21 protein-coding genes and 1 pseudogene are annotated in these 26101 nt (G+C 63.0%); 9 read left to right on the top strand and 13 right to left on the bottom strand.

Going from position 1 to position 26101, the window contains the following annotated elements; translation table 11 throughout:
• Nucleotides 1–128 precede the first annotated feature (128 nt).
• From AC0L2M_RS05970 to AC0L2M_RS05980, 3 genes are read right to left on the bottom strand one after another with little or no spacing between them, the layout of a single operon-like run.
• Complete coding sequence (locus AC0L2M_RS05970) at nt 129–539, bottom strand: TadE/TadG family type IV pilus assembly protein (RefSeq protein WP_023800272.1); 411 nt, start codon at nt 537–539, stop codon at nt 129–131.
• Nucleotides 529–972, bottom strand: coding sequence for a TadE/TadG family type IV pilus assembly protein (locus AC0L2M_RS05975; RefSeq protein ID WP_027155565.1), 444 nt, complete (start codon nt 970–972; stop codon nt 529–531). The genes AC0L2M_RS05970 and AC0L2M_RS05975 overlap by 11 nt, the downstream gene beginning before the upstream one ends.
• A gap of 5 nt (nt 973–977) precedes the next feature.
• Nucleotides 978–2213, bottom strand: a complete 1236-nt coding sequence (locus AC0L2M_RS05980) for a TadE/TadG family type IV pilus assembly protein (protein ID WP_473534320.1) — start codon at nt 2211–2213, stop codon at nt 978–980.
• 201 nt (nt 2214–2414) lie between these two features.
• Here AC0L2M_RS05980 and AC0L2M_RS05985 point away from each other — a divergent pair, with 201 nt between their 5' ends.
• The gene (locus tag AC0L2M_RS05985; protein WP_419694309.1) at nt 2415–3731 is read left to right on the top strand and encodes an NAD(P)H-dependent oxidoreductase; all 1317 of its coding nucleotides are present in this window, start codon (nt 2415–2417) and stop codon (nt 3729–3731) included.
• Nucleotides 3732–4007: 276 nt separating this feature from the next.
• Here the strand turns inward: AC0L2M_RS05985 and proC are convergent, their stop codons facing one another.
• The 3 genes from proC to AC0L2M_RS06000 form a co-directional block, all read right to left on the bottom strand.
• Entirely contained in the window at nt 4008–4823 is an 816-nt protein-coding gene (gene proC / locus AC0L2M_RS05990) for a pyrroline-5-carboxylate reductase (protein ID WP_473534321.1), read from the bottom strand.
• A 129-nt stretch (nt 4824–4952) separates the two neighbouring features.
• Nucleotides 4953–6272, bottom strand: coding sequence for an O-antigen ligase family protein (locus tag AC0L2M_RS05995; protein WP_473534322.1), 1320 nt, complete (start codon nt 6270–6272; stop codon nt 4953–4955).
• Entirely contained in the window at nt 6241–7239 is a 999-nt protein-coding gene (locus tag AC0L2M_RS06000; protein WP_473534323.1) for a glycosyltransferase family 2 protein, read from the bottom strand. The genes AC0L2M_RS05995 and AC0L2M_RS06000 overlap by 32 nt, the downstream gene beginning before the upstream one ends.
• A 171-nt stretch (nt 7240–7410) precedes the next feature.
• Here AC0L2M_RS06000 and AC0L2M_RS06005 point away from each other — a divergent pair, with 171 nt between their 5' ends.
• From AC0L2M_RS06005 to AC0L2M_RS06015, 3 genes are read left to right on the top strand one after another with little or no spacing between them, the layout of a single operon-like run.
• The gene (locus AC0L2M_RS06005; protein ID WP_473534324.1) at nt 7411–8583 is read left to right on the top strand and encodes a glycosyltransferase; all 1173 of its coding nucleotides are present in this window, start codon (nt 7411–7413) and stop codon (nt 8581–8583) included.
• Nucleotides 8580–9398 (top strand): WecB/TagA/CpsF family glycosyltransferase, encoded by an 819-nt coding sequence (locus AC0L2M_RS06010; RefSeq protein ID WP_287067502.1) that lies wholly within the window; start codon nt 8580–8582, stop codon nt 9396–9398. The genes AC0L2M_RS06005 and AC0L2M_RS06010 overlap by 4 nt, the downstream gene beginning before the upstream one ends.
• Complete coding sequence (locus AC0L2M_RS06015; RefSeq protein WP_128247758.1) at nt 9395–10318, top strand: DUF6492 family protein; 924 nt, start codon at nt 9395–9397, stop codon at nt 10316–10318. The genes AC0L2M_RS06010 and AC0L2M_RS06015 overlap by 4 nt, the downstream gene beginning before the upstream one ends.
• Before the next feature lie 100 nt (nt 10319–10418).
• On the opposite strand, the gene AC0L2M_RS06020 is transcribed toward AC0L2M_RS06015, so the two are convergent.
• A complete protein-coding gene (locus AC0L2M_RS06020; RefSeq protein WP_473534487.1) occupies nt 10419–11567 on the bottom strand; it encodes an alpha-hydroxy acid oxidase in 1149 nt (382 codons plus the stop codon).
• Between the two features lie 465 nt (nt 11568–12032).
• A complete protein-coding gene (locus tag AC0L2M_RS06025) occupies nt 12033–13328 on the bottom strand; it encodes a lipopolysaccharide biosynthesis protein (RefSeq protein ID WP_473534325.1) in 1296 nt (431 codons plus the stop codon).
• A 152-nt stretch (nt 13329–13480) separates the two neighbouring features.
• Here AC0L2M_RS06025 and AC0L2M_RS06030 point away from each other — a divergent pair, with 152 nt between their 5' ends.
• From AC0L2M_RS06030 to AC0L2M_RS06050, 5 genes are all read left to right on the top strand, one after another.
• Nucleotides 13481–15745 carry a GumC family protein gene (locus tag AC0L2M_RS06030; protein WP_473534326.1) on the top strand — a complete coding sequence of 755 codons (2265 nt, stop codon included), beginning with the start codon at nt 13481–13483 and terminating at the stop codon, nt 15743–15745.
• Nucleotides 15746–15867: 122 nt separating this feature from the next.
• A complete protein-coding gene (folD, locus tag AC0L2M_RS06035) occupies nt 15868–16767 on the top strand; it encodes a bifunctional methylenetetrahydrofolate dehydrogenase/methenyltetrahydrofolate cyclohydrolase FolD (protein ID WP_473534327.1) in 900 nt (299 codons plus the stop codon).
• A gap of 19 nt (nt 16768–16786) precedes the next feature.
• Complete coding sequence (locus AC0L2M_RS06040; protein ID WP_023800286.1) at nt 16787–17785, top strand: GlxA family transcriptional regulator; 999 nt, start codon at nt 16787–16789, stop codon at nt 17783–17785.
• A 173-nt stretch (nt 17786–17958) separates the two neighbouring features.
• Nucleotides 17959–19620, top strand: a complete 1662-nt coding sequence (locus AC0L2M_RS06045) for a vWA domain-containing protein (RefSeq protein ID WP_473534328.1) — start codon at nt 17959–17961, stop codon at nt 19618–19620.
• A gap of 335 nt (nt 19621–19955) precedes the next feature.
• The gene (locus tag AC0L2M_RS06050) at nt 19956–20489 is read left to right on the top strand and encodes a dihydrofolate reductase family protein (protein ID WP_473534329.1); all 534 of its coding nucleotides are present in this window, start codon (nt 19956–19958) and stop codon (nt 20487–20489) included.
• 369 nt (nt 20490–20858) lie between these two features.
• Here AC0L2M_RS06050 and AC0L2M_RS06055 read toward each other — a convergent pair whose 3' ends face one another.
• The 5 genes and pseudogenes from AC0L2M_RS06055 to edd all read right to left on the bottom strand — a co-directional run bounded on the left by AC0L2M_RS06055 (nt 20859) and on the right by edd (nt 26077).
• Nucleotides 20859–22748 carry a CHASE2 domain-containing protein gene (locus AC0L2M_RS06055; protein WP_473534330.1) on the bottom strand — a complete coding sequence of 630 codons (1890 nt, stop codon included), beginning with the start codon at nt 22746–22748 and terminating at the stop codon, nt 20859–20861.
• Nucleotides 22749–22753: 5 nt separating this feature from the next.
• On the bottom strand, nt 22754–23290 hold the full coding sequence (locus AC0L2M_RS06060) for a FecR domain-containing protein (protein WP_473534331.1): 537 nt from the start codon (nt 23288–23290) through the stop codon (nt 22754–22756).
• 223 nt (nt 23291–23513) lie between these two features.
• Complete coding sequence (locus tag AC0L2M_RS06065) at nt 23514–23645, bottom strand: hypothetical protein (RefSeq protein WP_287173647.1); 132 nt, start codon at nt 23643–23645, stop codon at nt 23514–23516.
• A gap of 38 nt (nt 23646–23683) precedes the next feature.
• A pseudogene (locus tag AC0L2M_RS06070) lies at nt 23684–24142 on the bottom strand (anion permease); the annotation flags it as partial.
• Nucleotides 24143–24232: 90 nt separating this feature from the next.
• A complete protein-coding gene (gene edd / locus AC0L2M_RS06075) occupies nt 24233–26077 on the bottom strand; it encodes a phosphogluconate dehydratase (protein ID WP_473534332.1) in 1845 nt (614 codons plus the stop codon).
• Nucleotides 26078–26101: the final 24 nt, after the last annotated feature.

Below are 26101 nucleotides of genomic sequence, written 5' to 3' on the forward strand. Positions count from 1 at the left end.
CCAGAAACGTGCCTTTGTAGCGACGACGACCCGTTCGCTCACGCCACCGATCGCCGCCATCGACCCTGCGGCGGTGTTAATCGATCGACACCCCACCGCCTGTTGCGTAGAGGCGCTGTTGGACGCTCTCACGATCCAACCAACGGAACTGTGACAGTTGTCGCATAATTGATCGGATATTGGTCGAAGTACGGGAACTCGATCACGAAAGCATATCTGGCCGTGAGATGCGCCATGCGGAAGCCGCCGCTGGGAGGGTCGATTGCTATCGTCACATCGACATCTTTCAATCCCAAACCCAGCAATTTTTCTGTGGCTATGGCCTCTATTTCGGCCTCGGTCAGCGAGTTCTTCAAATGCAGCGCACGTGAGGACGTTTCCAGCGTATAGCGAACGCTGGACATGGCATTCAGAGCCCAGCCGAATGCGAAGATACCGAACAAAAGCATTATCAGAAAAGGTGCGATCAGCGCGAATTCCAGCCCAGTCCCGCCTGATGCATCACGGCTGAACGCTCTCGCGATCCGCTTAGCGGACACGGATCACCTCTTGATGGCCGATCTCGCGAGAAAGAGAAAACGCGCCAAAAATGAAGGGCGGGGACCAGGTCGCCGTCGCTTTTATTTCCACGAAGACCGAGGGAGCTTTCGTCCCCCCGTTGCACAGGCTCGATGCATCGACCACGGTGCTTCCGCACATGTATTTCCGGCCCAGTGTAACCTGTGCGCCTTCGGGATGGTTTTCCCAACTTGAAAGGGCGACGGCTTGGGTGGCCGCGTCGTCGGTTGCTCCCTCCATCACAAGATTTGCCGCCGTCTTGACGCTTGCGCGCATCGACAGCGAGCTTGATACGAAAGACCAGCCGTCAATGATGCCGAAAAGCACCAGGCAAAGGATCGGCACAATCAGGGCAAACTCCACCGCAGCAACACCCGAATCGTTCCGGAAAATCCGACCTGACCGCCGTTCCATGACGATTACTCGACAAGGTGAACGGATTGCGCGGCTGGGATCTCTCGCATTCCGAGGCTCGTGCAGTCCTGCTTGATGCTTGTAGCGCCGGACCACTCGATCGTATCGGCGACGACCTGTGTGCAACCACCTTGGCCCGAGAAATTGCCGAGATATTTAACCGCCTGCGTTGGAAAATACAGAACACCGGTCAAAAGCGAATCCGCCGTGCCATTAAACGTGTTCGATCCCGCCAGGTTTGCTCTGTCGCCGTAAAACAGCACACCCGAATAGGTGCCTGACGTCGGTGCGCTAAGCTTGACGGTGGCCGTGCCGTTCATGCTGACGCCGGAGCTGCCGGCCAGATAGATGATGACTCCGTCGCCGGAAATATTTGCGTTCGCGCCTGCTTTGAAATCGCCCCCCTCAACGACATATACCCCAGGCGAGAGCGTTACACTGCCGCTCAAGCTGAGCCCCTTGCAGTATCTTCCAGGTTGCAAGGTCGACTGATTGTCGTTTTGACAAGGATTCGTGGCTGGCGGCGCCGGCAAGTCGGCAAAAGGATCTGCAGCGGGCAGCGCCTGGGTAAGCGGGTTCGCGCAAACGGTTTTTACAACGTTGCTCAATGAAACACCGCCTGCCGATATCAGGCAATCGGCCTCCAGATATGCCGACCCTTGAAGCTTGAGGGCGTCCGCGGCGATTGAATCTGACATGACGGAGCAGCCGGTCAGCTTGAGGTTCGAACTGCCGGAAAATAGCGCCGCTCTCGAAGCGGAAGGATTCAGCGCCAGAACGCAGGCTTTTGACGCGTCCGTGATAAGAGCCACTGCCCTTGCCTGTGCGCCGACCGCGCTTTGACTGAAGATCGATGTGAAAAATCGATCGAGCGTCTGATGGACGACTACTTCAACAGCCTTTTTTGCGACATTCGGTCCGGACGATGGAGGCGTGAAGACCTCGATTGTGCCTGTCGATGGTCCCCAGCCGTTCGTGATCGCTGACAGTGTCGCGGCCGAGACAATCATTGGCTTGTCGGATCCCGAAATTTTTTCCAAAGCGCCAGCATAGGCTGCCGCATCTGCCACCGCCTGTAGCTTCAGGCTGCTGTAATACCAGTAGGAAGTCTCGACACCGAGTCCCGCCCCGCCGACAACAATCGGCAAAGACAGGGCAAAAATAATAGCAACGTTGCCGCTCTCGCTGATTCGTCGCGGACAGCTGAAAAAACGCCTGAAGGTATCGCCACCCCATCCCATTTGCCTATTCAAGCAGCGATGCATAAAGGAATGACTAAGATTTTCACTCGATTTGTTAGCTGCGCCATCCGCCGACGTTGAACCAGCTCTTTCCAGTTCCCGGGGGCATGCGCAAGAAATTATCGACGGCGGCCGGTTTCGTTGGCAAAAGGCTGCCGTTCCCTGCTATTCCCCTAAAAATCAAAAGCAGTGGACTTGCGCATGACTAATGTCGCCTTGACCGGGCTTGCCCGCGATCTCGCCAAGCGCGCTGCGGAAGGCCGACCGGTGCGCATCGGCGTCATCGGCTCCGGCGAGATGGGCACCGACCTGGTGACGCAAGGCATGCTGATGCCGGGCATTTCGGTGTGCGCCGTCTCGACCCGCCGCCCGCACACCGCGCGTGATGCCATCCGCATCGCCTATGGCGATGAGGCGATGGCGCGCGAGGCCGATACGCCGTCGAAACTCAGCGAGGCGATAGAGAGCGGAAAAATAGCCATCACCTCGAACGAGATGCTGGTCACCAATCCGCTGATCGACGTCGTCATCGACGCCACCGGCAAGCCCGGCGTCGCCGCGGATTTCGACCTGATGGCGATGCAGCACGGCAAGCATCTGGTGATGATGAATGTCGAGGCCGACGTCACCATCGGCGTTTATCTGAAGCAGCAGGCCGACCGGCTCGGCGTCGTCTACTCGGTCGGCGCCGGCGACGAGCCGTCGAGCTGCATGGAACTGATCGAGTTCGCCTCCGCGCTCGGCTACACCATCGTCTGTGCCGGCAAGGGCAAGAACAACCCGCTCAACCATGACGCCGTCCCTGACGACTATCGCGCGGAAGCGCTGCGCCGCAACATGAACCCACGCATGCTGGTCGAGTTCGTCGACGGCTCGAAGACCATGGTCGAGATGTGCGCCATCGCCAACGCCACCGGGCTGGTGCCCGACATTGCCGGCATGCACGGTCCCAAGGCCGACCGCGATGAATTGGCCAAGGTGCTCATCCCGCGCGCCGACGGCGGCATCCTGTCGAGGAAGGGCGTCGTCGACTACACCATCGGCAAAGGTGTGGCGCCCGGCGTCTTCGTGATCGTCGAGGCCACCCATCCGCGCATCATCGAGCGCATGGACGATCTGCATATCGGCCATGGACCCTACTACAGCTTCTTCCGGCCCTATCATCTGACCTCGCTGGAAGTGCCGCTCACCGCCGCGCGCATCGTGCTCTATGGCAAGCCGGACATGGTGCCGCTGTCGAGGCCGGTTGCCGAAGTCTGCGCCGTGGCCAAGCGCGATCTGGCGGCGGGAGAGACATTCGACGCGATCGGCGAGACCTGCTACCGCTCCTGGACGATGACTGTCGAGGAGGCCCGCGCCAACCGCGCCGTGCCGGTCGGCCTGCTCGAAGGCGGCAAGGTGCTGAGACCGGTCAGCAAGGGCGAGCTGCTGACATCAGCCAATGCCGCGCCCGACCCGACCACCAGGCTGTTCGCCTTGCGCCGGCTGCAGGACGAGATGCTGTATGGGGCGGGGTAGTGCGCAGAATTTTGATGCCGGCGGACAGCGCGCCCCTCTGTCCTGCCCTCTTTGCCAAAACTTGGCATCTCCCCCACTTGGGGGGAGATTGGCAGCTTCTGGCGGCCACTCACCACTGCGATGTTGGAGATAGGCGAAAGCCGGCGTGACGTCCGATCTCCCCCCAAGTGGGGGAGATGTCCGGCAGGACAGAGGGGGGCGCGAAGGATCGCTACGGAACGTTTGTTATTGCAACTGATCGTCGACCTTCGCCGCCGGCGACTCGCAAAGCCGCCGCTATTTTCCCAGTTCGATCGACCGCAGCCGTGCCGCCTCCACCGCTTCGGTGAGCAGGTGGATCAGCCGGTCCTCGCCCATCAGCACGGCAAGTGCGGCGGCCGTTGTGCCGTTGGGGCTGGTCACCTGCTGGCGCAGCACGCCCGCATCTTCGCCGCTTTCGGCGGCGAGCGAGGCGGCGCCATAGACCGTCTGCACGGCCAGCAGCCTGGCGGTTTTGGCTGGCAACCCGGCCGTCTCGGCAGCCACCGCCAGTGCTTCGATGAAATGGAAGACATAGGCCGGGCCAGACCCTGACACCGCCGTCACCGCGTCCATCAGGCCCTCGTCGTCGATATCTGTCACTTCGCCGCTCGCCGAGAGCAGATCGGCAACGAAACGTTTCGTATCGATGAAAACCAGCCGGTTGGAAAACACCACCATCATGCCCTTGCCGATCGCCGCCGGCGTGTTGGGCATGCAGCGCACGATCGGCGCGCGATCGCCCAGAATGGCCTCGAAAGTGGCGACCGGCGTTCCGGCGGCGATGCTGAGGAAGGTGGTGCGGCCATCGTTGAAGCGCTTGTAGGCGGCGGTCACCTCACGGATCACTTGCGGCTTCACCGCAATGACGATGAGGGCCGGCACCGCGTCCGCCGGAATGCCGCCGGCATCCGAGGCAGCATTGCAACCCAGCGCTTCAGCGCGCTTGCGCAGATCGGCATTGGGCTCGACCACGAAGACCGCCGCCGGGGGGAGCTTGCCCGATTTCAGCCAGCCGGAGAGCATGGCGTAGCCCATATTGCCGCAGCCGGCGAGAACAAGCCTGATCGTCATGGAAAACCTCCGCAGAGCATTGGGCCTAAAAGTGGGTACCGGTTTTGGCAAAATCCGATGCTCAAACCAAAAGATGTTCTCCCATAGACCCTCGCGACTAGGCGGGAAAGCCCCTGGTGGGACGGAGGATCAGGACGGACCACGGACCGCCATCGGCCGCAGCGACACTTGCCTCAGGCCGAACATGCCGAACACGAAGAGCAGCCAGACCGGGTCGGCGCGATGGAAGAAGAAGCTTTCGAGGAAGGCGTTCAGCGCTGCGAACAGCACCACCATCATGAAGAAGTCGCCGAGATAGATGTTCTCCTTGCGCAAGGGAATGCGCATGTAATCGCGCAGCGGCGCGACCAGGAACGTGTAGACCGCCACGCACAGCGCCGGGATGCCCATCAGCACGGCGATGTCGAGATAGCCGTTATGGCCGTGCACGATGGTTCTGATGTCCCAGGCGCGGTCGAAGGGCTGGTCCTGGTTCAACAGCAGCGGCGTGCCCCAGAAGCTCTCGAAGCCATAGCCGGTCCATGGCCGCTTCGCCAGCATCTCGCCGGCGAACTCCCAAAGAGTCGTGCGCCCGGTGTAGGTCAGGTCGGGGAAATAGAATGCAGCCAGATGCTTCACCGGCGGCAGGAAGACGATGCCCAGCGTGCCAATCGCTGCGGCGATGATGGCCAGCGCGAACAGGATCGGCGTGCCAAGCCGCATGCCGATGAGGCTTGGCAGCACGACGATCAGGATCGAAAACGGCACCAGTCCGGCCGTCGTCTTGGAACCGGTGTGCAGCATGAAGATCATCGCCGCGCAAAAGATCGATGCGCCCCAGAGCCGCTGTCCGCGCCGGTAGAGGTACAGCCCGGCGAAGCTGAAGCAGGCCATGACGGGCCCGGCGATGTTCTTGTGGGTGAACACGCCGCGCCACAGGCCGGCATGTTCCGGCTCCAGCGACGCGGCGGTGTGCAGCGCCTCGTTTGGAAAGACGATGAGCCCGATATAGGACAGGCCCATGACGACGACGATGGTGAAGATGATGACTTTCGAGAAAGCTTCGGCGTCGCGCGGCAGCGCCAGGATCGTCGCCATCGTCAAAATGCCGATCAGCGTGAAGAAGGCGGCGCGCATGGCAGACGGCGGATCGGTTGCCATCACCACCGAGAACATCAGGAAAGCCAGCATCAGCAGCCAGGACGGGCTGAGCAGCGAGCGCACCACGCGCGGGTCGGCAAAAGCCATGAGCGAGAAGACCGAGATCGCGCCAAGCGAGCCGAAGCCGAGCTGGTTGACGATGTCGCCGCCATCGCCGGTCGTTGCGGCGCCGGCCGGCTGGAACGGACGGAACGACACCAGGATGACGGTGAACAGCAGCGCGGCGACCGCGGTCGCGACACCGTCGCGTGTGAAGGCCGCGCTGAGCGGCGCGCGTTCAGTTCTTCTCAGGCTGCCGGTATTGCTCATTGGCGTATCCGAATTCGGCAAGCACGCGGCCGACAGCGACATGGATTGGGTATAAGGCCGTCGCCAACGACCCCGTCCGCGCCAGCCTGGCCCCGCCGCGAAACGGCGAGACGGCAAGCAGCGCCAGGCTCTTCAAGAAAACCCTGGTGCCGGCGAACGGCGTGCCGGCCCGCTTCTTCTTCTCGACCAGTGTCGAGATGACGCCGTTGCGCAGGCTGCGGGCACGGATCCAATCGGCCTCGATGCGCCGGGCCGGAACTGTTTCATGCACTTGCGCTTCCGCGCACCAGCCAAGCACAAAACCTGTTTGTGCCGCCCGGCTCAGGAAATCGGAATCGCCGCCGCCCATGAAGTTGAATTTCAGGTCGAGGAAGGGCGGCCCCATGGCGGTGAGCACGTTGCGGCCGACCAGCAAATTGCCGGAGGAATACAGCGCGGGCACCCGCCCGGTCTGCCGATAAGGTGGCGCAAAGACCGGGTGCTCGGCCCAACTGGCATGGGCCGCGTCGGCAAACACAGGCATTTGCGGGCCACCGACAATATCGGCACCGAGCGTCTCGGCCGCATGGCACATGCGCTCGAGCCACTGCGGATCGGCGATCTCGTCGTCGTCGATGACCAGCAGGTGGCTGAAGTCAGGAAAGTGGAGGATAGCCGTCTGCCAGCCGGCATTGTAGGCGCTGCAATTGCCGCGCTCATGCGCGACGATCACCATGCCCGGGATGTCGCCGCCCTCGAACAGCGGCAGCGCCGCCCTGGCGCCGGCGCGCGCCTCGGCTTCGTTCTCGATGACGATGATTGCGAAACGTCTGCCGGTTTCCTGGGCCTTGAGCGATGCCAGCGTCGCCAGCAGTTGCTCGGGCCGTTTGAAGGTCGGCAGCGTAACGACCGCCTCGACAGCAGCGGCGACAAGTCCCGGCGACCGCCCTGCGATCGATACCGATCCGTCCGATGGCAAAGGGATCATCCGTGTCCAGCCCGGGATGGTGAGTTTGGCTCTCGATAGCATCGCGGTGATAACGTTTCGTTAATCACCTTCGCGGACAAGCCGGCAAATCGGCAACGCCGGGCCACCAGATAGCTTCACTTAATCAAGGCTTCACCGCGCCTTGCTAACCAATCAGCGCTGGAAGGTGAGATGCATCTGCTGTTCGCCACATCGATCGTGCCCGACGGGGCCCTTGCCTCGGGCTACGAGATCGCCAATGCCGCGATCATCGCCGCGTTGCGGCGCGCCGGCGCGCGGGTCACGGTGATCGGCTTCACCTGGCCGGGCAAGCCTGCGAGCGATCCGCAAAACACCATCGTACTCGGCGCCGTCGATGTGCGCACGGAAACCGCCTCATCGCTGCAAAAGCTCGCCTGGGTTGCAAGGGCGATGCTCTCCGACCTCACTTTCGCGTCGGTCAAGCTGCGCGTGGTCAACGACAGCGATGTCCGCGCCGCCGTCAAACGCGCCGGCCCTTTCGACGGCTACGTCTTGAATTCCGTGCAGTTCGCCGGCGCCTTCGAAAGGCTTTTCGGCGACCGGCCGTCGATCTTCGTCGCCCACAATGTCGAGCATCGTTCGGCGCGTGAGAACGCCGCTGCCGCCGGCGGCCTTTTCCAGCGCCTGCTGTTTCGCCGTGAGGCAAGGCTGCTCAAGACTGTGGAAGAACGGCTCTGCCGCCGGGCACGCTTCGTCTTCACGCTGGCCGAGGAAGATCGCTCAGCGCTCGGCGTCGCCTCCGACGACCGTTCGGCGGTGCTGCCGCTGGTGACCTGCGCCGAGCCGCCGGTGCAAAAAACCCCTCGCCGCATCGACTGCGACGCGGCGCTGATCGGCACCTGGACCTGGCAGCCGAACCGCATCGGCCTCGACTGGTTCCTGGAAAAGGTAGTGCCGCATCTCAGGCCCGATTTCCGGGTCAGGATTGCCGGCGGCATGCCGTCCGGCCTCGCGTCCGCGCATCCCGGCGTCGAATTCGTCGGCCGCGTGCCGGACGCGCAGGCTTTCGTGCGCAGCGCCGCCGTCATCCCGCTGATCAGCACCTCCGGCAGCGGCGTGCAGCTCAAGACCATCGAAACCTTCGAGCTCGGCCTGCCTTCCGTCGCCACCAGCCATTCGCTGCGCGGCATCGACCATCGCCCGGTGAATTGCGTGGTGACCGATGATCCGGTCGCCTTCGCCGGCGCCCTTGAAGCAGCAGTGGCTGATGTCGGGGACGTCGACGGCAGCGCTTTCCACCGCCGGCAGCTGAAGGCGCTCGATGCCGCAATCAGGCTCGGCCTGGAAAAGCTCGGGCCTGTCGGCCAGGAGATGTTTGCATGAATGTGCACAACGCCCGCGCCGTTTTCGGGGCCGACAGCTTGAAATCGATCCTGGGCATCCCGGTCCTTGCCATCCGCTGGGACGATGCGGTCGCGCACCTGACCCGGTTGATTGCAGAGCGGCGCTTCACCAAGGTCACCTTTCTCAACGCGCACAACGCCAATGTCGCCTATACGGACCCGGTCGTTGCCGAGGCGCTCGACGATTTTCTCATCCTGCCGGACGGCGTCGGCGTCGATCTGGCGGCGAAACTGCTTTACGGAGCATCGTTTCCGGACAATCTCAACGGCACCGATTTCATCCCTGCCTTCCTGCAGGCGTCCGCCAGGCCGCTGACCGTGGGGCTGCTCGGCGCGACCCGTGTCAACGCCGAGGCGGCGTCGAAGAAGCTGGCAGCGCTCGCGTTGCAGCACCGGTTCGTCGTCATCCATGACGGTTATTTCTCTCCCGCCGAGGAGCCGGCAATCGTCGATCGCATCGCCAGATTGCGGCCGGACGTGCTGCTTGTCGCCATGGGCGTGCCGCGCCAGGAATTATGGATCGCGCGCCACATCGACGCGCGCCACTGCACGCTGCCGATCGCCGTCGGCGCGCTGCTCGATTTCCTGAGCGGCACGGTGCCGCGGGCGCCGCTGTGGATGCGTCGGCTCAGGCTCGAATGGCTGTTTCGGTTGTGCATCGAACCGGGCCGTCTCTGGCGCCGCTATGTGGTCGGCAATCCCCTGTTCCTGTGGCGCGTCATCGGCCAGAAATTCTTGCACAGGCCCGCTGCTGCCAAAACTCGCCCCAGAGCAAGCCCCGGAGCAGATCATTGAACAACCGGTTCGTGCCGCGCCCTGACACCGAGGCCGATTTCCTCCACCGGACGCCGACGGCGGCGGTCGTGACGGCAAGCTATGCGCCGGATTTGGAGCGCTGCCGCCTGCTGTGCGACACAATCGACCGCTACGTTTCCGGCGTGGCGCACCACTATATTCTTGTCGAGCATCGTGACGTGGCGCTGTTTCGTCAGTTGGAGAACAATCGCCGCACCATCGTCGACGAGCGGGACCTGTTGCCGCGCTGGCTGCATGCCTTCGACGATCCGCTCAGCCTGTTCCGCCGGCGCATCTGGCTCAGCCTGAAGACCAAACCGCTGCGCGGCTGGCATGTGCAGCAGCTTCGCCGCATCGCGATATCGGCGCATGCCGGCGAAGACGTGCTGGTCTTCTGCGATTCCGACGTGGCGTTCCTAAAACCTTTCGACTGCAGCGGCTTCTGGCGCGATGGCAAGGTGCGGCTGTTCCGCCGCGACGGCGTGCTGTCCGGTGACGGTCATGAGGAGCATCGCATCTGGTCGCGCAATGCCGGTTCGGCGCTTGGCATCGAGCCATCGGAGGTTTCGACCCACGACTACATTTCGACGCTGATTGCCTGGCGCCGCGAAACCGTGACGGCGCTGTGCGCGCGGATCGAGAAGATCCATGGCCGCAACTGGGTCGAAGTCATCGGTGCGGCGCGCAAATTCTCCGAATGCATGATCTACGGCCGCTATGTCGACGACGTGCTCGCCGGCGCCGGCCATTTCCATGGCTCGGAGGAGTTCTGCCGCGTCCACTGGACGGGCGAGGCGCTGTCGGATGACGAGTTCCGCCGTTTCGTCGCCGCCATGGCGCCGCAACAGGTGGCCATCGGCATGCAGTCGTTCATCGGCACCGACGTCGGCCGCATCCGCCGCCTGATCGGGCTCGATTAGTCCGAGGATCAAAACTCATCGCCCTTTAGCGACCGGGCTTAGGCCCCCGACCTTCCCATTTACCCCGGTAGGAGGTGATGAAAGGGTGGGAAGTCGCCTGTTACTGACGGCAGCGCAGGTTCCGTCGCGTGAGCTCGTTGACCGAGGTGCAGCCCATCAGCTTCATGCCACGCTCAATCTCGATCTGCATCAATTCCAGCGCGCGTTCGACGCCGGCCTGCCCGGCGGCCGCCAGTGGGAAAAGGTAGTAGCGGCCCAATCCGACGGCCTTTGCGCCCAGCGACAGGGCCTTGAGCACGTGGGTGCCGCGCTGCACGCCACCATCCATCATCACATCGATTCTGTCTCCCACCGCATCGACGATCTCGGCAAGCTGGTCGAACGCGGTACGCGAGCCGTCGAGTTGGCGACCGCCGTGATTGGAGAGGACAATTCCGGTGCAGCCAATCTCGACCGCACGCCTGGCATCCTCGACCGACATGATGCCTTTCAGGCAGAACTGTCCGCCCCAGTGCTGCACCATCTCGGCAACGTCGCCCCACGACATGGAGGGGTCCAACATCTCCGTGAAGTAGCGGCTGATCGACATCGCGCCGCCGCCCATGTCGACATGGCCATCGAGCTGTGGCAGCCGGAACCGCTCATGCATATAGTAGTTGATCGCCCATGACGGTTTGACCGCGAACTGCGCGATGCCAGCGAGATTGAGCTTGAAGGGGATGGCGAACCCCGTTCTCTTGTCACGCTCGCGGTTGCCGCCGGTGATGCTGTCCACCGTCAGCATCATCACCTCTACTCCCGCCTGCTTGGCCCGGGCCATCATCTCGCGGTTCAATCCGCGGTCCTTGTGGAAGTAGAATTGGTAGACTTGCGGCCCATTGCTGATCTGGCGCGCCTCTTCGAGGCTGACGGTGCCGAGCGAGGAGACGCCGAACATCGTGCCATATTTCGCCGCCGCTGCCGCCACCGCACGTTCGCCCTGATGGTGGAACAGGCGCTGGAGCGCTGTTGGCGAGCAGTAGGCCGGCATCGCTAGCTTCTGGCCCATGACGGTCACCGACATGTCCACATTGGTCACGCCGCGCAGAACATTCGGCACCAGGTCGCAGTCATCGAAGGCAGCCCTGTTGCGCCGATAAGTGACTTCGTCATCGGCCGCACCGTCAATGTAGTTGAAGATCGGTCGGGGAAGGCGCTGTTTGGCCATGCTGCGGAAGTCATGGAAGTTGTGGCAATTCCTCAGACGCATCTCATCACTCTGTTGGCCCGGCTCATCTGCCCGATAGCACACTGCTGCGCGATGCCTAACTGACGCGGGCTGAACGATAAACGGCCGCAACGGGCCGGTAGCAGTCGGGGCGCGAACGTCGCTCTGGAGAAGCGGCGGCAAGGCTCGCCGCTACCCGACACCCGGCATTTTTCGAGTGAACGACCAGTCTCGGGCGACAATTTCGATGGTCTCATCTCGAAAATAGAACAAGAAATGCCGTGATGTCGGACTGTCCGGCGACAGAACCCCCCAATCGGGCTCGTCGACTGCCCCGCCGTCGCCGATCACTTCGTAGGACTCCCCCCATTTTGGAGCTTGATTGCTATAACGGGCTTCACCTGTAAACTACGCGTGATCATTTGTGGCGTCCCATCGCCAGCGACTACTGCCAACGAATCGAAGTGTCCATCCCATCTCGGCATCGACGGCAGCCAGCTGGTCGACCTAGACCGGCTTCGCCGGCCTGCGCATCGCCGAATAGGTGAGCAGCGCCGAGGCGAGATAGAGCAGCAGGAAGACGAGATTGAGCGAGAGCACCAGATCGGGTGTGTCCAGGATATGGGTCAGCACATAGGTCAGCAGCACCGCCTTCAGCCCGGCAAGCAGCGCCAGGTTGATCGCCCGCACCAGCGTCTGGCCGCGCGCGAACAGAAGCTCGGCCTGGTATTCGACGAGATTGCGCAGGCCCGGCACGCAGATCGCCAGCGCCACCAAAGGGGCGGCCTTCGCAACATTCCTGCCCAGCGCGTTGGGGAAGAAATGCAGCACGATGGCGAGTGTCGCCAGCGCCAGCGTCGAGACCGCGAATACGCCGCCTTCGATACCGCTCTTGACCGAAAGGCGCGACAAAAGTTCCGGCGCCCGCATCATGCGCTGAACCAGCATCATCGAGAAGGTGCGGATCGGGATCGCCGTCAGGTCGACCAGCCGCATGATGATGGCATAGATGCCGGCGAGGTGCGGACCGCCGATCGCCAGCACCAGCAGCTTGTCGAATTCCATCTGCAGGTAGAACAGCACCTCTGCGCCGGCCACGTAGATGGAATCGGCGAGCCGCCGCAGATAGAGCGCCAGCCGCAGCCGCAGCCGCAGGCGCGGATAGAAAAATCCGAAGGCGATGAGCAGCGAGGCGGCGTTGGTGCCGATGTAATACCAGGACCAGGCTCCTATGGTCGGCTGCGCCGCGAACATGAACAGCACGGCGCCGAGCGCCCGCAAGGCCGTCGCCAGGATCGTCAGCAGGGCGGCGCGACCGAATTTGCCGAGACCGTTGTTGACGATCAGCGCCACCTCGACCGGCCGCCACAGCAACGCCTCGGCAAACACGATCGCCGCAAAGACCGACAGCGGCACGGTGCCGGCAAAGAAGACCAGGTAGACGCCGTAGGAGGCCGCAGCCAGCAACGGCAGCGATATCGCGCCAAACAGCAGGAAGCCGGCCGTGAAGGTGCCGATCAGATTGGGGCGGATGGTGGCGGTTCGGTAAAGCGCCGAGATGAAGCCGAAGGCCAGGATGCGCGACAGCATCACGCCGGCCGCCGAAGCGGTGGCAAACATGCCGAACTCGGCGATCGACAGCGTGTTGGCCAGCGCGATGAAATAGGCGAGCGAAAACACCAGCCGCCCGCCCGCGCCACTGATCGCCGAAAGATAGTCGCGTACCAGCCGCCGTCGCTCGGCGACGAAAGCGCCGGTCCGGGCGAGAAGCCGTTTTTGCGGGATGTTGCCAGCCTGAGTCATGTGTCGAGACAGCATAGGGCCGGAAAATTTAACGCGCGGTTCTGGGCGCTTTCGATGCTTTCAGGAAAGGCACAACCCTAGAGGGAAACCGTGTCTTCAAGGCTGAGAAATTAACCTTTTATTTCCTATGCTTGTTTAGCGTGGTTTAACGAATGGCTGACCGCGCGTCCAAGCCGCAAAGGGCAAGCTCCACGACAATGGTCGACAGGCAAAACCGTGAAGATTGGAAGCGCGAGCGGTCCTTGCTGGCGCTCGGCCAGGCGTTGCGCGGCGAAGAAGAACCATCGCTGGTTGCGATCGGGGACCGGGCAGACCCGTCATGGCGCGACGATGCCGCAACGCGCCATCGTGTCGCGCGCTTACGCCGCGAGGGGCGGGCGCATCCGGAAGTCTCGGCAAACCCGGAGCCCTCGGCGACCCCGGAACGCTGGGTGACTCCGGAGTTATCGGCAAACGATGAAACAAGCCGGTTTCACGCCGAGGATGCATCGGCCTCGGCCGCGCGGATGCCGCCTGAGACCGACGACGCCGTTGAAGCGGACTATGCCGACGCCGCGTTCGATCCTCGATACGCCAGGCAGCGGGAGGAGCCGGTTTCAGCCGCTGTTTCCGAGGGCCGCCGCTCCGATGCCGACCCCCGATACGCCGCGTTCGACCCCCGATACGCCGCACCCGAGCCTCGAGACGCCGCACCCGAACCTCGATATGCCGCACCCGAACCCGGATATGCAGATGCCGAGCGGCGGTCTTCCCGTCAGGATGACGACAGACAAGAATGGAAGCCGTTGATCGACCCGATGCAGGTCGTCCGCGGCATTGCCCGCTCGAAGCTGCTGATCGTCGCCATGACGATACTGGGCGCCACGCTTGGCGTCGCCATCGCGCTGTCGACGCCGAAGAAATACGAAGCCACCGCAGAGCTGATCGTCGACCCGCGCGACCTGAAGCTCACCGACCGCGACCTCACGCAATCCGTGGTTGCGTCCGACGCGACGCTGGCCATTGTCGAGAACCAGGTTCGCGTGCTCACCTCCGGTACCGTTCTGAACAAGGTCGTGGACAAGCTCAATCTCGTCAGTGATCCGGAGTTCAACGGGCAAGGTTCCGATGGCCTGGGGATGATGACGGTCATCCAATCGATCCTGTCGCGCAATGACGGGCCGGCTGCCGGTGAAGGCCGCCGCCGTGCGCTGGCCGTCGCCAATCTGGCCGAGAGCCTTGCGGTCGAGCGCGGCGGCAAGACCTTTGTCATCTCCGTCAGCGCCACAACGCAAAATGGTGAGAAGTCGGCGCTCATCGCCAACACGATGACGGATGTCTTTCTGCAGACCTTCGGCCAGATCCAGTCCGACACCGCTGGCCGCGCGACCAACGAGCTGACGGGCAGGCTAGACGAGCTGCGCAAGGGCGTCGAAGCGGCTGAGCGCAAGGTCGAGGACTTCAGGGCCGCGCACGACCTCGTCGACGCGCAAGGCCACCTGATCAGCGACGACGAGATGCTCAAGCTCAACCAGCAGCTGGCCATCGCCCGCGCGCGCACGCTGGAACTTAACGCCCGCGCGGCGTCGGCGCGCTCGATCGACGTGAATTCGGTTCTGAGCGGCACCTTGCCGGAGGAGATCAACTCCAACACCATGAGCGAGTTGCGCTCGCAATACGCGACGCTCAAGCAGGAGGCCGACCGCGCCGCGATCCGGCTCGGGCCGCGCCATCCCGAGCTCCAGGCGCTCAATGCCCAGCTTGCCGGATCGCGCGAGCGTATCGCCGGGGAACTGCGCCGCATCGCCTCGTCGCTGCAGGTCGACCTCAGGCGCGCCGTGCAGCTCGAACAGGATCTGGCCTCCCGGCTGGCGCAGTTGAAGGTCCGCAGCGGCGACGTCAACAGCGATCTGGTCACGCTGCGCGAACTGGAGCGCGAGGCCGCCGCCAAACGCTCCGTCTATGAGCAATATCTTCTCCGCGCCAAGGAGACCGGCGAGCAGAAGGACATCAACACCGCCAACATCAACGTGATCTCCAAGGCGTTCGCCCCGCTCGAGCCAAACGGACCGTCGCGCGCCATGACGGTGCTTGCCGGCCTGCTGGCAGGGCTTGCTTCCGGTGTCGGCCTCGGCGCCATGCGCGGCGCTTATGCGAGCTTGCGCGAAACCGCCGATTCGCGGCCGCGCCGCCGGGCAGAAGGGCGCCGGACATCCATTGAAGACAAAGCATACAAGGCGTCGCCGCCCGTTCCGCCCCATGCCGGGCAAGTGCCTCATCCGCAGCAGCAGTATCGGCGAGCCTCGTCGGACGAGGCAGATCAGGCTTCGAAAGCCGCTGAACAGCAAGCCTCCATCGAGGAAATCCGAGCCAGCTTGCGCGAATTCCGCGAAGCGGTTCGCGAACTCACCGAAAGCCGATCGCGGCGCTATTTCTGAGCGCCGAATAGAATAAAAGCCATCGGTTTCGAGTTAGCGGCATAAGACGGCGCTTTGACGGGATTGCCCGGTCGGATTTTCGTGAAAATGCCGCCCGAAGCAGAACGTGTTGAGGATGGTTGATGGCCGAGTTGATCGACGGAAAAAGCGTTGCCGAAGGCGTAGTGCGGCGCGTCAAGGCCCTGACGATCGAACTGATGGAAAAGGGCGCGCACAAGCCCGGTCTCGCCGTGGTCATCGTCGGCGAGGATCCGGCGAGCCAGGTTTACGTCGCCTCTAAATCCCGCACCGCCAAGGAATGCGGCTTTCATTCGGTCCAGCACACGCTGCCGGCGGAAATATCCGAACAGGAACTGCTTGCCATCATCGGCGAACTCAACGCCGATCCCGGCATCAACGGCATCCTGGTGCAGCTTCCATTGCCTGGCCATATCGATGCGGGCAAGGTCATCCAGGCAATAGCGCCGCAAAAGGATGTCGACGGCTTCCACTTCATCAATGTCGGCAAGCTCGGCACCGGCGAACTGGAGACGGCGTTCGTGCCTTGCACGCCGGCCGGCTCGATGCTGCTCATCGAGCGTGTGCGCGGCAAGGATCTTTCCGGGCTCAATGCGGTGGTCGTCGGCCGCTCCAATATCGTCGGCAAACCGATGGCCAATCTTCTGCTTGCCGCCAACTGCACCGTCACTGTCGCGCACAGCCGCACGAAGGACCTGGCTGCACTGGCGCACACCGCCGACATTCTCGTTGCCGCTGTCGGCAGAGCTGAAATGGTCAGGGGTGACTGGGTCAAACCGGGCGCCACCGTCATCGACGTCGGCATCAACCGCATCGCGGCGCCAGAAAAGGGCGAAGGCAAGACCCGTCTCGTCGGTGACGTCGCCTTTGCGGAGGCGGCCAGGACCGCCGGCGCCATCACGCCGGTGCCCGGCGGCGTCGGACCGATGACCATTGCCATGCTGATGGCCAACACGCTAGCTTCCGCCTATCTCGCGGCCGGATTGAAACGGCCGTCTTTCTGAACCTGGAAAGCCCAAAGCTTTGCCGAACCTCACTGTTCCCCCAGAGCGGCCGGTCACCAATGATCCCATTCACGGCGGCCGGCAGTTCGGGTTCCTGCTGGTTGACAAGTTTTCCATGTTCTCGCTGGCCGCCGCAATCGACACGTTCCGGTCGGCCAACCGGCTGCTCGGCCACGACTTCTATGGCTGGACGACGGTGTCGGCCGACGGCGATGCCGTCATGGCCTCCAACGGCCTGCCGCTCAAGATCGACTACGCTGTCGCCGATCTGCCGCCGGTCGATATTCTTTTCGTCTCGGTCGGGCTGACGACCGAGTTTCCCGGCAAGAGCAAGGTGCTGGCGGCGTTGCGCAGCTGGGGCCGGCGCGGCAACGCGCTCGGCGCACTGTCGGTCGGCTCCTATCTGCTCGCCGAGGCAGGCCAGCTCGAAGGCTATCGCTGCACCATCCACTGGGAAAACCGCGCCGGCTTCGTCGAACGGTTTCCCGACATCAACTGCACCGGCAATGTCTTCGAGATCGATCGCAAGCGTTACACCTGCGCCGGCGGCACCACCTCCATCGACCTGATGCTGGAGATCGTGCGCGGCGATTTCGGCTCGAGCCTCGCCAACGGCGTCGCCAACCAGTTCCAGCACGAGCGAATCCGCTCCGCCGGCGACCGCCAGCGCGTCGGTCCTGAGCGCGACCTGACCGGAAAATCGGAGAAGCTGCGCCGCATCGTCGAGCTGATGGCCGACCATCTCGACGAGCCGCTGTCGGCGGTGCAACTCGCCAAGTCGGCGGGCCTGTCGGTGCGGCAAGTCGAGCGGCTGTTCCTGCGCCACCTCAGTGTGACGCCCGGTCGCTATTACATGCGGCTCAGGCTTGAGCGGGCACGCGAATTGCTGCGCCAGACCAACATGCCGATCCTCGACGTGGCGATCGCCACCGGCTTCACCTCGCACTCCTATTTTGCCCAGAGCTACCGGCTGCAGTTTGGCCGGCCGCCTTCCGAAGAGCGACGCACGACATATTGAGTGGTTTGGCGCAGTCAGCCCCGCCAACCCCTCACGTGCCCCGGCGCCCGGGCTTGTATCCTGACGCGGCGTCAAATAGCTTCCCCCGGCGGCACGGACTGGCGGGCATGGACTGGCTGGCAGAAGCTGACTGGCTGCGACGAACTGGCGACCACTGACTGGGGGGAGATTTCATGGCGGGACTTGCACGGAGCATCGTTGCGGCGGCGCTCCTGTTGTGGATGACGACGCTCGGCCTTGCCGCCGACCGTGTCGTCATCGTTCTCGACGCCTCCGGTTCGATGTGGGCGCAGATCGACGGCAAGCCGAAGCTCGAAATCGCCCGCGAATCGCTGCGAACGGTGCTGCAATCGGTCCCCGCCGACAAGGAAATCGGCTTCATGGCCTATGGCCATCGGGAGAAGGGCAGTTGCGAGGACATCGAGCTCATCGTGCCGCCGCAGGCTGGCTCGGCAGGTGCTGTTTCCACTGCCGCCGACAGCCTGAAATTCATCGGCAAGACGCCGCTGACATCAGCCGTCAGGCAGGCGGCCGAGGCGCTGAAATACACCGAGGACAAGGCCACCGTCATCCTGATCACCGACGGGCTCGAGACCTGCAAAGGCGACCCCTGCGCGCTCGGCAGGGAACTGAGGGCTGCCGGTGTCGACTTCACCGTAAACGTCGTCGGCTTCGGCCTGACCGCGGACGAGGGCAGGCAGGTTGCTTGCCTCGCCGACAACACCGGCGGCAAATACATCCAGGCGTCGGATGAGAAGGCGCTGCAGGACGCGCTGGTCGAGACCATCGCCGCCGCACCTGCACCGGCGCCCGAACCAGCGCCGGCGCCGCAGCCGGCCGCCGCGCCGGAAAAACCGGAGTTCAACTTCATCCCCGCCGTGGTGCTCGCCGAGGGCGGCGATCCCGTCACCGACGGCAATTCTTGGGAGATCCACCAGGCGAAGTCCGACGGCACGCGCGGCGAATACGTCGCCACCGAATACGGAGCTTATAAAGGCAATTTGGAGCCGGGTGATTACACAGTCGTGGCGCGCCATGGCGAGGCCAGGACCGAACAGAAGATCACGATCGAGGCGGGCCAGGTCTACAAGCCCCTGTTCGTGCTCGATGCCGGCACGCTCATCATTCATCCGCGGCCAAGCGAGGGAGCGGATGTGGCCGATGGTGCGGCTGTCGTGATCGCCTATCCGGGCGTTGAAATGCCGGCGACCTATTATGGCCACACCAAGGTGGTGTTGCCGGCCGGCGATCAGAAAGTGACGGTCAGGATCGGGCAGGGCGAGGTTACCGAAACCATCCCGCTCGCTGCCGGCAAGGTCGTCGACAAGGATATCATCGTCGGCGTCGGCCATGTCGTTGCCAACGCCTACTACATTGCCGGCGGCGACAAGGCCGACGGCTCGGGCATTGGCTTCAAGGTGTTCAAGGCAAAAAAGAAGCTCGACGGAACGAGGCAAGAGGTGGCTTATGCCTATGGCCCCGACAGCAAGTTCGATCTGCCGCCCGACGACTATGTGCTGACGGCGACGGTCGACCTTGCCGTCGTCGAGCAGCCGTTCAGCGTCAAGGCCGGTGAGCATCAGGATCTGCAGATCGCCATCAATGCCGGCGTGCTGGCGATCACCGCGCCAGGAGCTTCGAAGATCGAGATTTTCGATGCGAAGAAGGACATCAATGGCAACCGCAAATCGCTCGGCTACGCCTTTGACGAGAAATATCAGGCGGCGCTGCCGGCCGGCGAGTATGCGGTCGTTTCGGAGAAGTCGGACAACAGCTCGAAGGAAAGCGCGGTGACCATCAAGGCCGGCGAGCGTTCCGAACTGACGGTGCAGTAGGGACATTCGACGTCTGAAAAAGGGTGGTCGTGAAGACCCGCCCCTAACCCAAATTGGAACCCAAGTATCTTGCAGCGCAATATTCGCCTGCGGCGCAGACGTTTCGCGCGGTTTAGCTTGCTGTAAAAATTTCGCAAAGCATTCTGTTCGCTGGATCGTCGCAGAACATCCGGTTTTGCGATGTCGCAAATATCAGTCGCGAAACCGATTCAAAACTCGGGAATTTTGCGACAAGAACCGGGTAACGACCCCACAAGAAAAAATTTCGGGCATGTGTCGGGGCGCTTGGCTGTCGTTCGTCTTGTATACCCGACACGACGGGGAGATTTTGCAGCATGGCGAAGATCGTATTTGGAATGAACCAGTCCCTCGACGGCTATGTCGACCACCAGGAATTGCCTGCGCCAAGTCCCGCGCTCTTTCGTCACTGGATAGAGCACGTGCGCGACCTGACCGGCAGTGTGTACGGTCGCCGCATGTACGAGGCCATGCGCTATTGGGACGAAGACCGTCCTGAGTGGAGTACGGAGCAACACGAGTTCGCGGCGGCGTGGCGGCGCCAGCCGAAATGGGTTGTATCGCGCTCGTTGAAGTCGGTCGGTCCCAATGCCACGCTTATCGCGGATGAGGTCGAGGTAGTGATACGCAGGCTAAAGGCCAAGCTAACAGGAGAGATTTCCGCTTCCGGACCAGAGTTGGCGCAAAGCCTGACCGAAATGGGTCTGATCGACGAATACCGCCTCTACCTTCACCCCGTGGTGCTTGGTCGCGGCAAGCCCTTCTTCGCCGGCTCTCGGCCACCGCTCCGCCTTGCGGCCAGCGAGCGAATCGGCGGGGAAGTCATCAGGTTGACCTACGTTCCCGCCTGATTACAGACCACGCCGATGAGAAGGCGATGCATCGAAATCCCCCTTTCGGTTCAGCATACGTTGCGGAAAGGATTCGGAAGAACGACGGCTGCGGGTGGGGAGATCGCCATTCGGCGGGGATCGGCCGAACGGCTCGGTTGCGCCATTTGCCGACCTTCATTGCGTTTCTCCAAACCTGCCGTTCGCGCTACAGCCTGATACGACCTAAGCGGAAGCTCGTTCGCCCCCGGCCGAATTCACGCCCATGACCCGAAGCTGCCTTCCATCAATGCGGATTTTTTCAGAATCTCCCGTTCGGGTTGGCCGAGGCCTCAGGCAGGATTCGAAGTGTCGCGGCCAAACGGGCGCCATTCAGACATTCCGGTACCATCATTGTTCACGGGGCCTGGTATCCTGCAGCGTCTGCGAACTCTGCCACAGCCAGATTGCGAGCGAGCCTGAACGCCCGCGGACCTGTGCTTCCACCGGTCCTCTCAGAGCACCAGATTTGAACAACTCGCAGTCGCGGCCGGCGACTTGCAGCATTTCGTCGCTCACTGCGACTTCGGCATTTTGGTCGGCCGCGATCTCCATCAAGCGACTGGCGACGTTAACCGTATCACCCGTCGTCGCGATGTGCTGACGGCCTTTGCCACCGAGTCTCGACGCAACGATTGTTCCGTAATGCGCTCCGATCTTGAAGCCGAGCCTAGATGCAGTTGATGCGGGCAACGAGACGAGCCAGTTGCTGGTACGGCTGGAGAGCGCTGCGCAGCAGCGGACAGCATTGAAGGCATCATCTGTCGCTGCTTCCGGTAGACCGAACAGGATCATGGCTCCGTCACCCATGAAATTCGTGACAACGCCACCGCAGCTTGTCACCTCTTCGTCCACCAACGCATGGAACGTGTTCAAAAGTTCGCGTGTGGCGTTCGGCCCCAATGTTTCGCTCAGTCCGGTGAAACCGGACAGGTCAATGAATATGATGGCGGCGTCCCTCCGGACAGGTTCCAGGAGAAAGTCGCCATGCTTAGCGAGCCACCCCGCAAAGCCCGGGGCCTCAACTCGTTGAAGCAATTCGCTCTGCGTGGCGAAATACTGGGCCTGGTTCCTGCCCAACCAAAGCTGCGCGGCCCCGAACAAAATAGCCGGCGGAACGGCGGCGGCCATCGGCAACGCCGCGCTCAGCCAGATATGGTGTGAGAATGCGGTCATATTGACCACGAACCAGATCACAACCACGCCAACGATCGCTGCAAGGCCGATGGCGTTGCGACGCCATGCCAACAGCCCCACAAGAACCACTGGCAGCACCACTGCAAAGCCGGCATCTGCAAGGCGAACGTACTTATCTCGCACTATGCCGTCGCCGGTCATCAGATGGGCAATGGCCGTCGACATGACCTCGACGCCTGGGAGCACGGGATCAAACGGTGTCGGGAAAACATCGCCGGCGCCGGTTGCAGTTGCTCCGATCACAACAATTCGATCCCGAATAATGCCGCCATCGACTTGGCCGCCCAGCACCGTCGTGGCGCTGATCGTGCGGATCGTGCCGCGGGGGCCATAGAATGTCAGAGGGAGTATGTGACCAATGTCCGTCCGAATCCGCTGTCCGCCCAGAGATAGATAGTCGGGCGCTATTCCCGGATCCTCTCCCACCGCCATGGTGGCAACGCGCAGGGAGAAAGACGCTTCCGTCCGATCTCCGGCCCGAAACAGCAACGGGACGAACCGAGGCGTTCCCGTCCAGTCGGTAACCACGTTCACGACGCCGACAGCGGCGATATCCGAGAACGCTTTCAGGGGCCACAAAAACCGCTCGGCATTCGGCACTCGGGCGAGAGGGCCATCGCCCTCGACTGCAATCGATTGTTTACCTCCCGAGTAGACCGCTGCAGCAGCGATTACGCTTGAAGTCCCACGCAGCGAACGCGCGAGCGCCTCATCATCATCTTTTGTCCCGGGATCGACCAGCAGCAGGTCGACCGCAATGGCTTTCGGTCCAAAGCGAGCTATCGTATCGACAATCCGGGCAAGCGTGGCGCGGCTGAGGGGATAGCGGCCGTCGTTTCGGACCGCTTCGTCGTCTATTGCGACAATGGTAATCACCTCCGGCGGCTTTGCCGTTCCCCGAACAAGCGTTCGAAGATCCGTCATCGTTGCTTCGACGCGATCGAGGGACCACATGTTGCCGCGCCAGTGCGCAAAGCCAAGCCCGGCCCCCCAAAGACCCGCCAGAACGAGCGCGATCAGCGTCTGAAGCGCTCGCCCGCTCATTTAGCTTACTGACCGAAACGGGCCATCAAAGCCGAAACACGTGCGGCGGGCCAGCGCTTGACCGTCAGTGTGCCTGTTCCGGCTTCCACATCGACGCCTTCGCCCGGCCCGAGGACTACGCCAGCATTGGACGCCGGCCTTTGCACGGCGACGCGACCTTTGACGACGAAGACAGACGTCTTGCCTCGGGCAACGTCGACTGCCCATTTTGTACCTCGCACCGCGGCGATCGCCTGCGGGGTGACGACAGCGAAGCTACCCCGGACCCTGCCGGCTGGAGCATCGAGCAACAGCGCCTTGCGCCGTAATCTGACCGCATCGGCACTACCATTTCGATCACGGTCCACCAATGTAAAACGAGCGCCATCTTCCGCAATGATGGTAAGGCCTTCCCGGCATCTCAGAATTTGTCGGGACGTACCTGCTACCAGTCGGAACGTACAGCCGGCGTTATTCGACTGCGCTGAAGCGGTATCCACCCAGAAGACACAGGCAAGCATGCATGCCATCAGGCTCCGGAGATATCGGCCACTTGCGCTCATGAACGTCTCCTTGCTTTTGCGAAAATCTGCGGCAAGAAAATCTATGCATTGTCTTCTGCGGTCAGCTTGGCAGTATACTCATGCATACGAACCGGCACTTGCAGCCGCGTTGCCTTAGAGGTAGCACGGTGCCGACCAGCGATCTTAGCACGATAGCTTGCTCCAACACCAAATAAGGCGACATCAAGCCGTTGAAGCGGCCGCGATGCGAATGTCGCGAACGTCACGCGGCGACGCTGCTGTTCGGCTCATCTGCCAGAACGAGCAGGTCGCGCCATTTCGCGACATTCTGACCGCTTCTCCAAAGCTGATCTTCGAGCAGCGGCAGCAGTCGACCTTCGCGATCGTCAGTCAAACTTCCGGGCTCCGCATTAACTGAAGAGTGCCACGATTCTAACAGCAAGCAGCAATCAGCGCCGTAGAGGGCATGGTGATGACCCAGGCGATCACGATCGAGCCGGCTATGTCCGAGCGGAGGCAGAGGTGCGCCGTGCCGCTCCGACGCCGACGATCACGCCGGTGATGGTGTGCGTGGTGGAGACCGGGATGCCGAGCCAGGTCGCGCCGAACAGCGTGATCGCGCCGCCGGTCTCGGCGCAGAAACCCTGCATCGGATTGAGCCGGGTGATCTTCGAGCCCATCGTGTGGACGATGCGCCAGCCGCCAAAACAGCGTGCCTAGGGCCAGCATTGCCTGGCAGGTGATCACCACCCAGAAGGGCACGTAGAACTCGCCCCCGAGCATGCCCTGCGAGTAGAGCAGCACCGCGATGATGCCCATCGTTTTCTGCGCATCATTGCCGCCATGGCCGTGCGAATAGAGCGACGCCGACACGAATTGCAGGGTGCGGAAGGCGACAGCACGATGGCCGCGACGGTCTTCAAGAGCCCCTACCAGACGATGGCGACGCTTCCCGCCTTGGCGACAGCCCCGCCGCCCTTTTCACTGCAGCGCGAATTCCGCCACGTTGTTTCCGAATGCGCTGGCGCCGTGGTCGGCACGGCCGACCATTTGCCGCAACCCGGCGAAAAGCTCGCGGCCAAAACCGAATTCATTGCCGACAAGATCGCTGTCCGCTGCCCGGCGCAGCGCGAAATCGCCTGCCGGCACCAAGACTTCCAGCGTACCGGCGTCGGCGTCGAGCCTGATGATGTCGCCGTCATGGATCCTGGCGATCGGCCCGTCCTCGACCGCCTCCGGCGTCACATGAATCGCCGCCGGCACCTTGCCGCTCGCGCCCGACATGCGCCCGTCGGTGACCAGCGCCACATGCTGGCCGCGATCCTGCAGGACGCCGAGCACGGTGGTCAGCTTGTGCAACTCCGGCATGCCGTTGGCTTTCGGCCCCTGGAAGCGGATGACGGCGATGAAATCGCCGGTCAACGTGCCGGCCTTGAACGCCTCGTTGAGCCCTTGCTGGCTGTCGAAAACCTTGGCAGGCGCCTCGATGATGCGCCGTTCCGGTTTCACGGCGGAAGTCTTGATGACGGCGTGGCCGAGATTGCCTGACAGCATTTTCAGCCCGCCCGTCGGCTGGAACGCCTTCTTGAAAGGCGCCAGCACCTTCTCGTCGCCGCTTTCGCGGGGCGAGGCCTCGCGCACCACGCCGCCATCGGCGCCGAGCTTGGCCTCGACCGCATAAGGCCGCAGCCCTTCGCCCCAAACCGTCTGGACGTCCTCGTGCAATATTCCCTCGTCGAGCAGTTCGCGGATCAGGAAGCCGAGCCCGCCGGCTGCGTGGAAATGGTTCACGTCGGCAAGGCCGTTCGGATAGACCCGCGCCAGCAGCGGCACGGCTTCCGAAAGGTCCGAAATATCCTGCCAGCTAATGGCGATGCCGGCCGCGGCGGCCATGGCGATCAGGTGGATGGTGTGATTGGTCGATCCGCCGGTGGCGTGCAGGCCGACGATGCCGTTGACGAACGAGCGCTCGTCGATCATCCGGCCGACCGGCGTGTAGGCGTTGCCGAGCGCGGTGATGGCCAGCGCCCGCTTCGTCGCCTCCCGGGTCAGCGCGTCGCGCAACGGCGTGCCGGGGTTGACGAAGGAGGCGCCCGGCGTGTGCAGGCCCATGATCTCCATCAGCATCTGGTTGGAGTTCGCCGTGCCGTAGAAGGTGCAGGTTCCCGGCCCGTGATAGGATTTGGACTCGGCCTCGAGCAGCTCGGCCCGTCCTGCCTTGCCTTCGGCATAGAGCTGGCGGACCTTGGCTTTCTCGTCGTTGGGCAGGCCCGTCGTCATCGGCCCGGCCGGGATGAACACCGCCGGCAGATGGCCGAAGGTCAGCGCCGCGATCACCAGCCCCGGCACGATCTTGTCGCAGACGCCGAGATGGACGGCGGCGTCGAACATGTTGTGGGACAGGCCGATCGCCGCCGCCATGGCGATCACGTCGCGCGAGAACAGCGACAGCTCCATGCCGGGCTGGCCCTGGGTGACGCCGTCGCACATCGCCGGCACGCCGCTGGCGACCTGGGCAATGCCGCCGGCCTCGCGCGCCGCGTCCTTGATCAGCGCCGGAAATGTCTCGAAAGGCTGATGCGCCGACAGCATGTCGTTATAGGAGGTGATGATGCCGAGGTTCGGCACGCGGTCGCCGCCAAGTGCCAGCTTTTCCGAAGGGCTGCACACGGCGAAGCCGTGGGCGAGGTTGCCGCAGGACAGCACGGCCCGGTTGGCGGTGCGGCTCGATGCCTCGGCGATGCGGCCGAGATAGGCCTCGCGCCCCGGTCTGGAGCGTTGGCGGATGCGCTCGGTGATGGCTTCGATGTCGCGTCTCGCGGTCATGGCGTCGGTCCTTTCAGGCGAGGT

This window comes from Mesorhizobium sp. WSM4806, assembly GCF_055811635.1.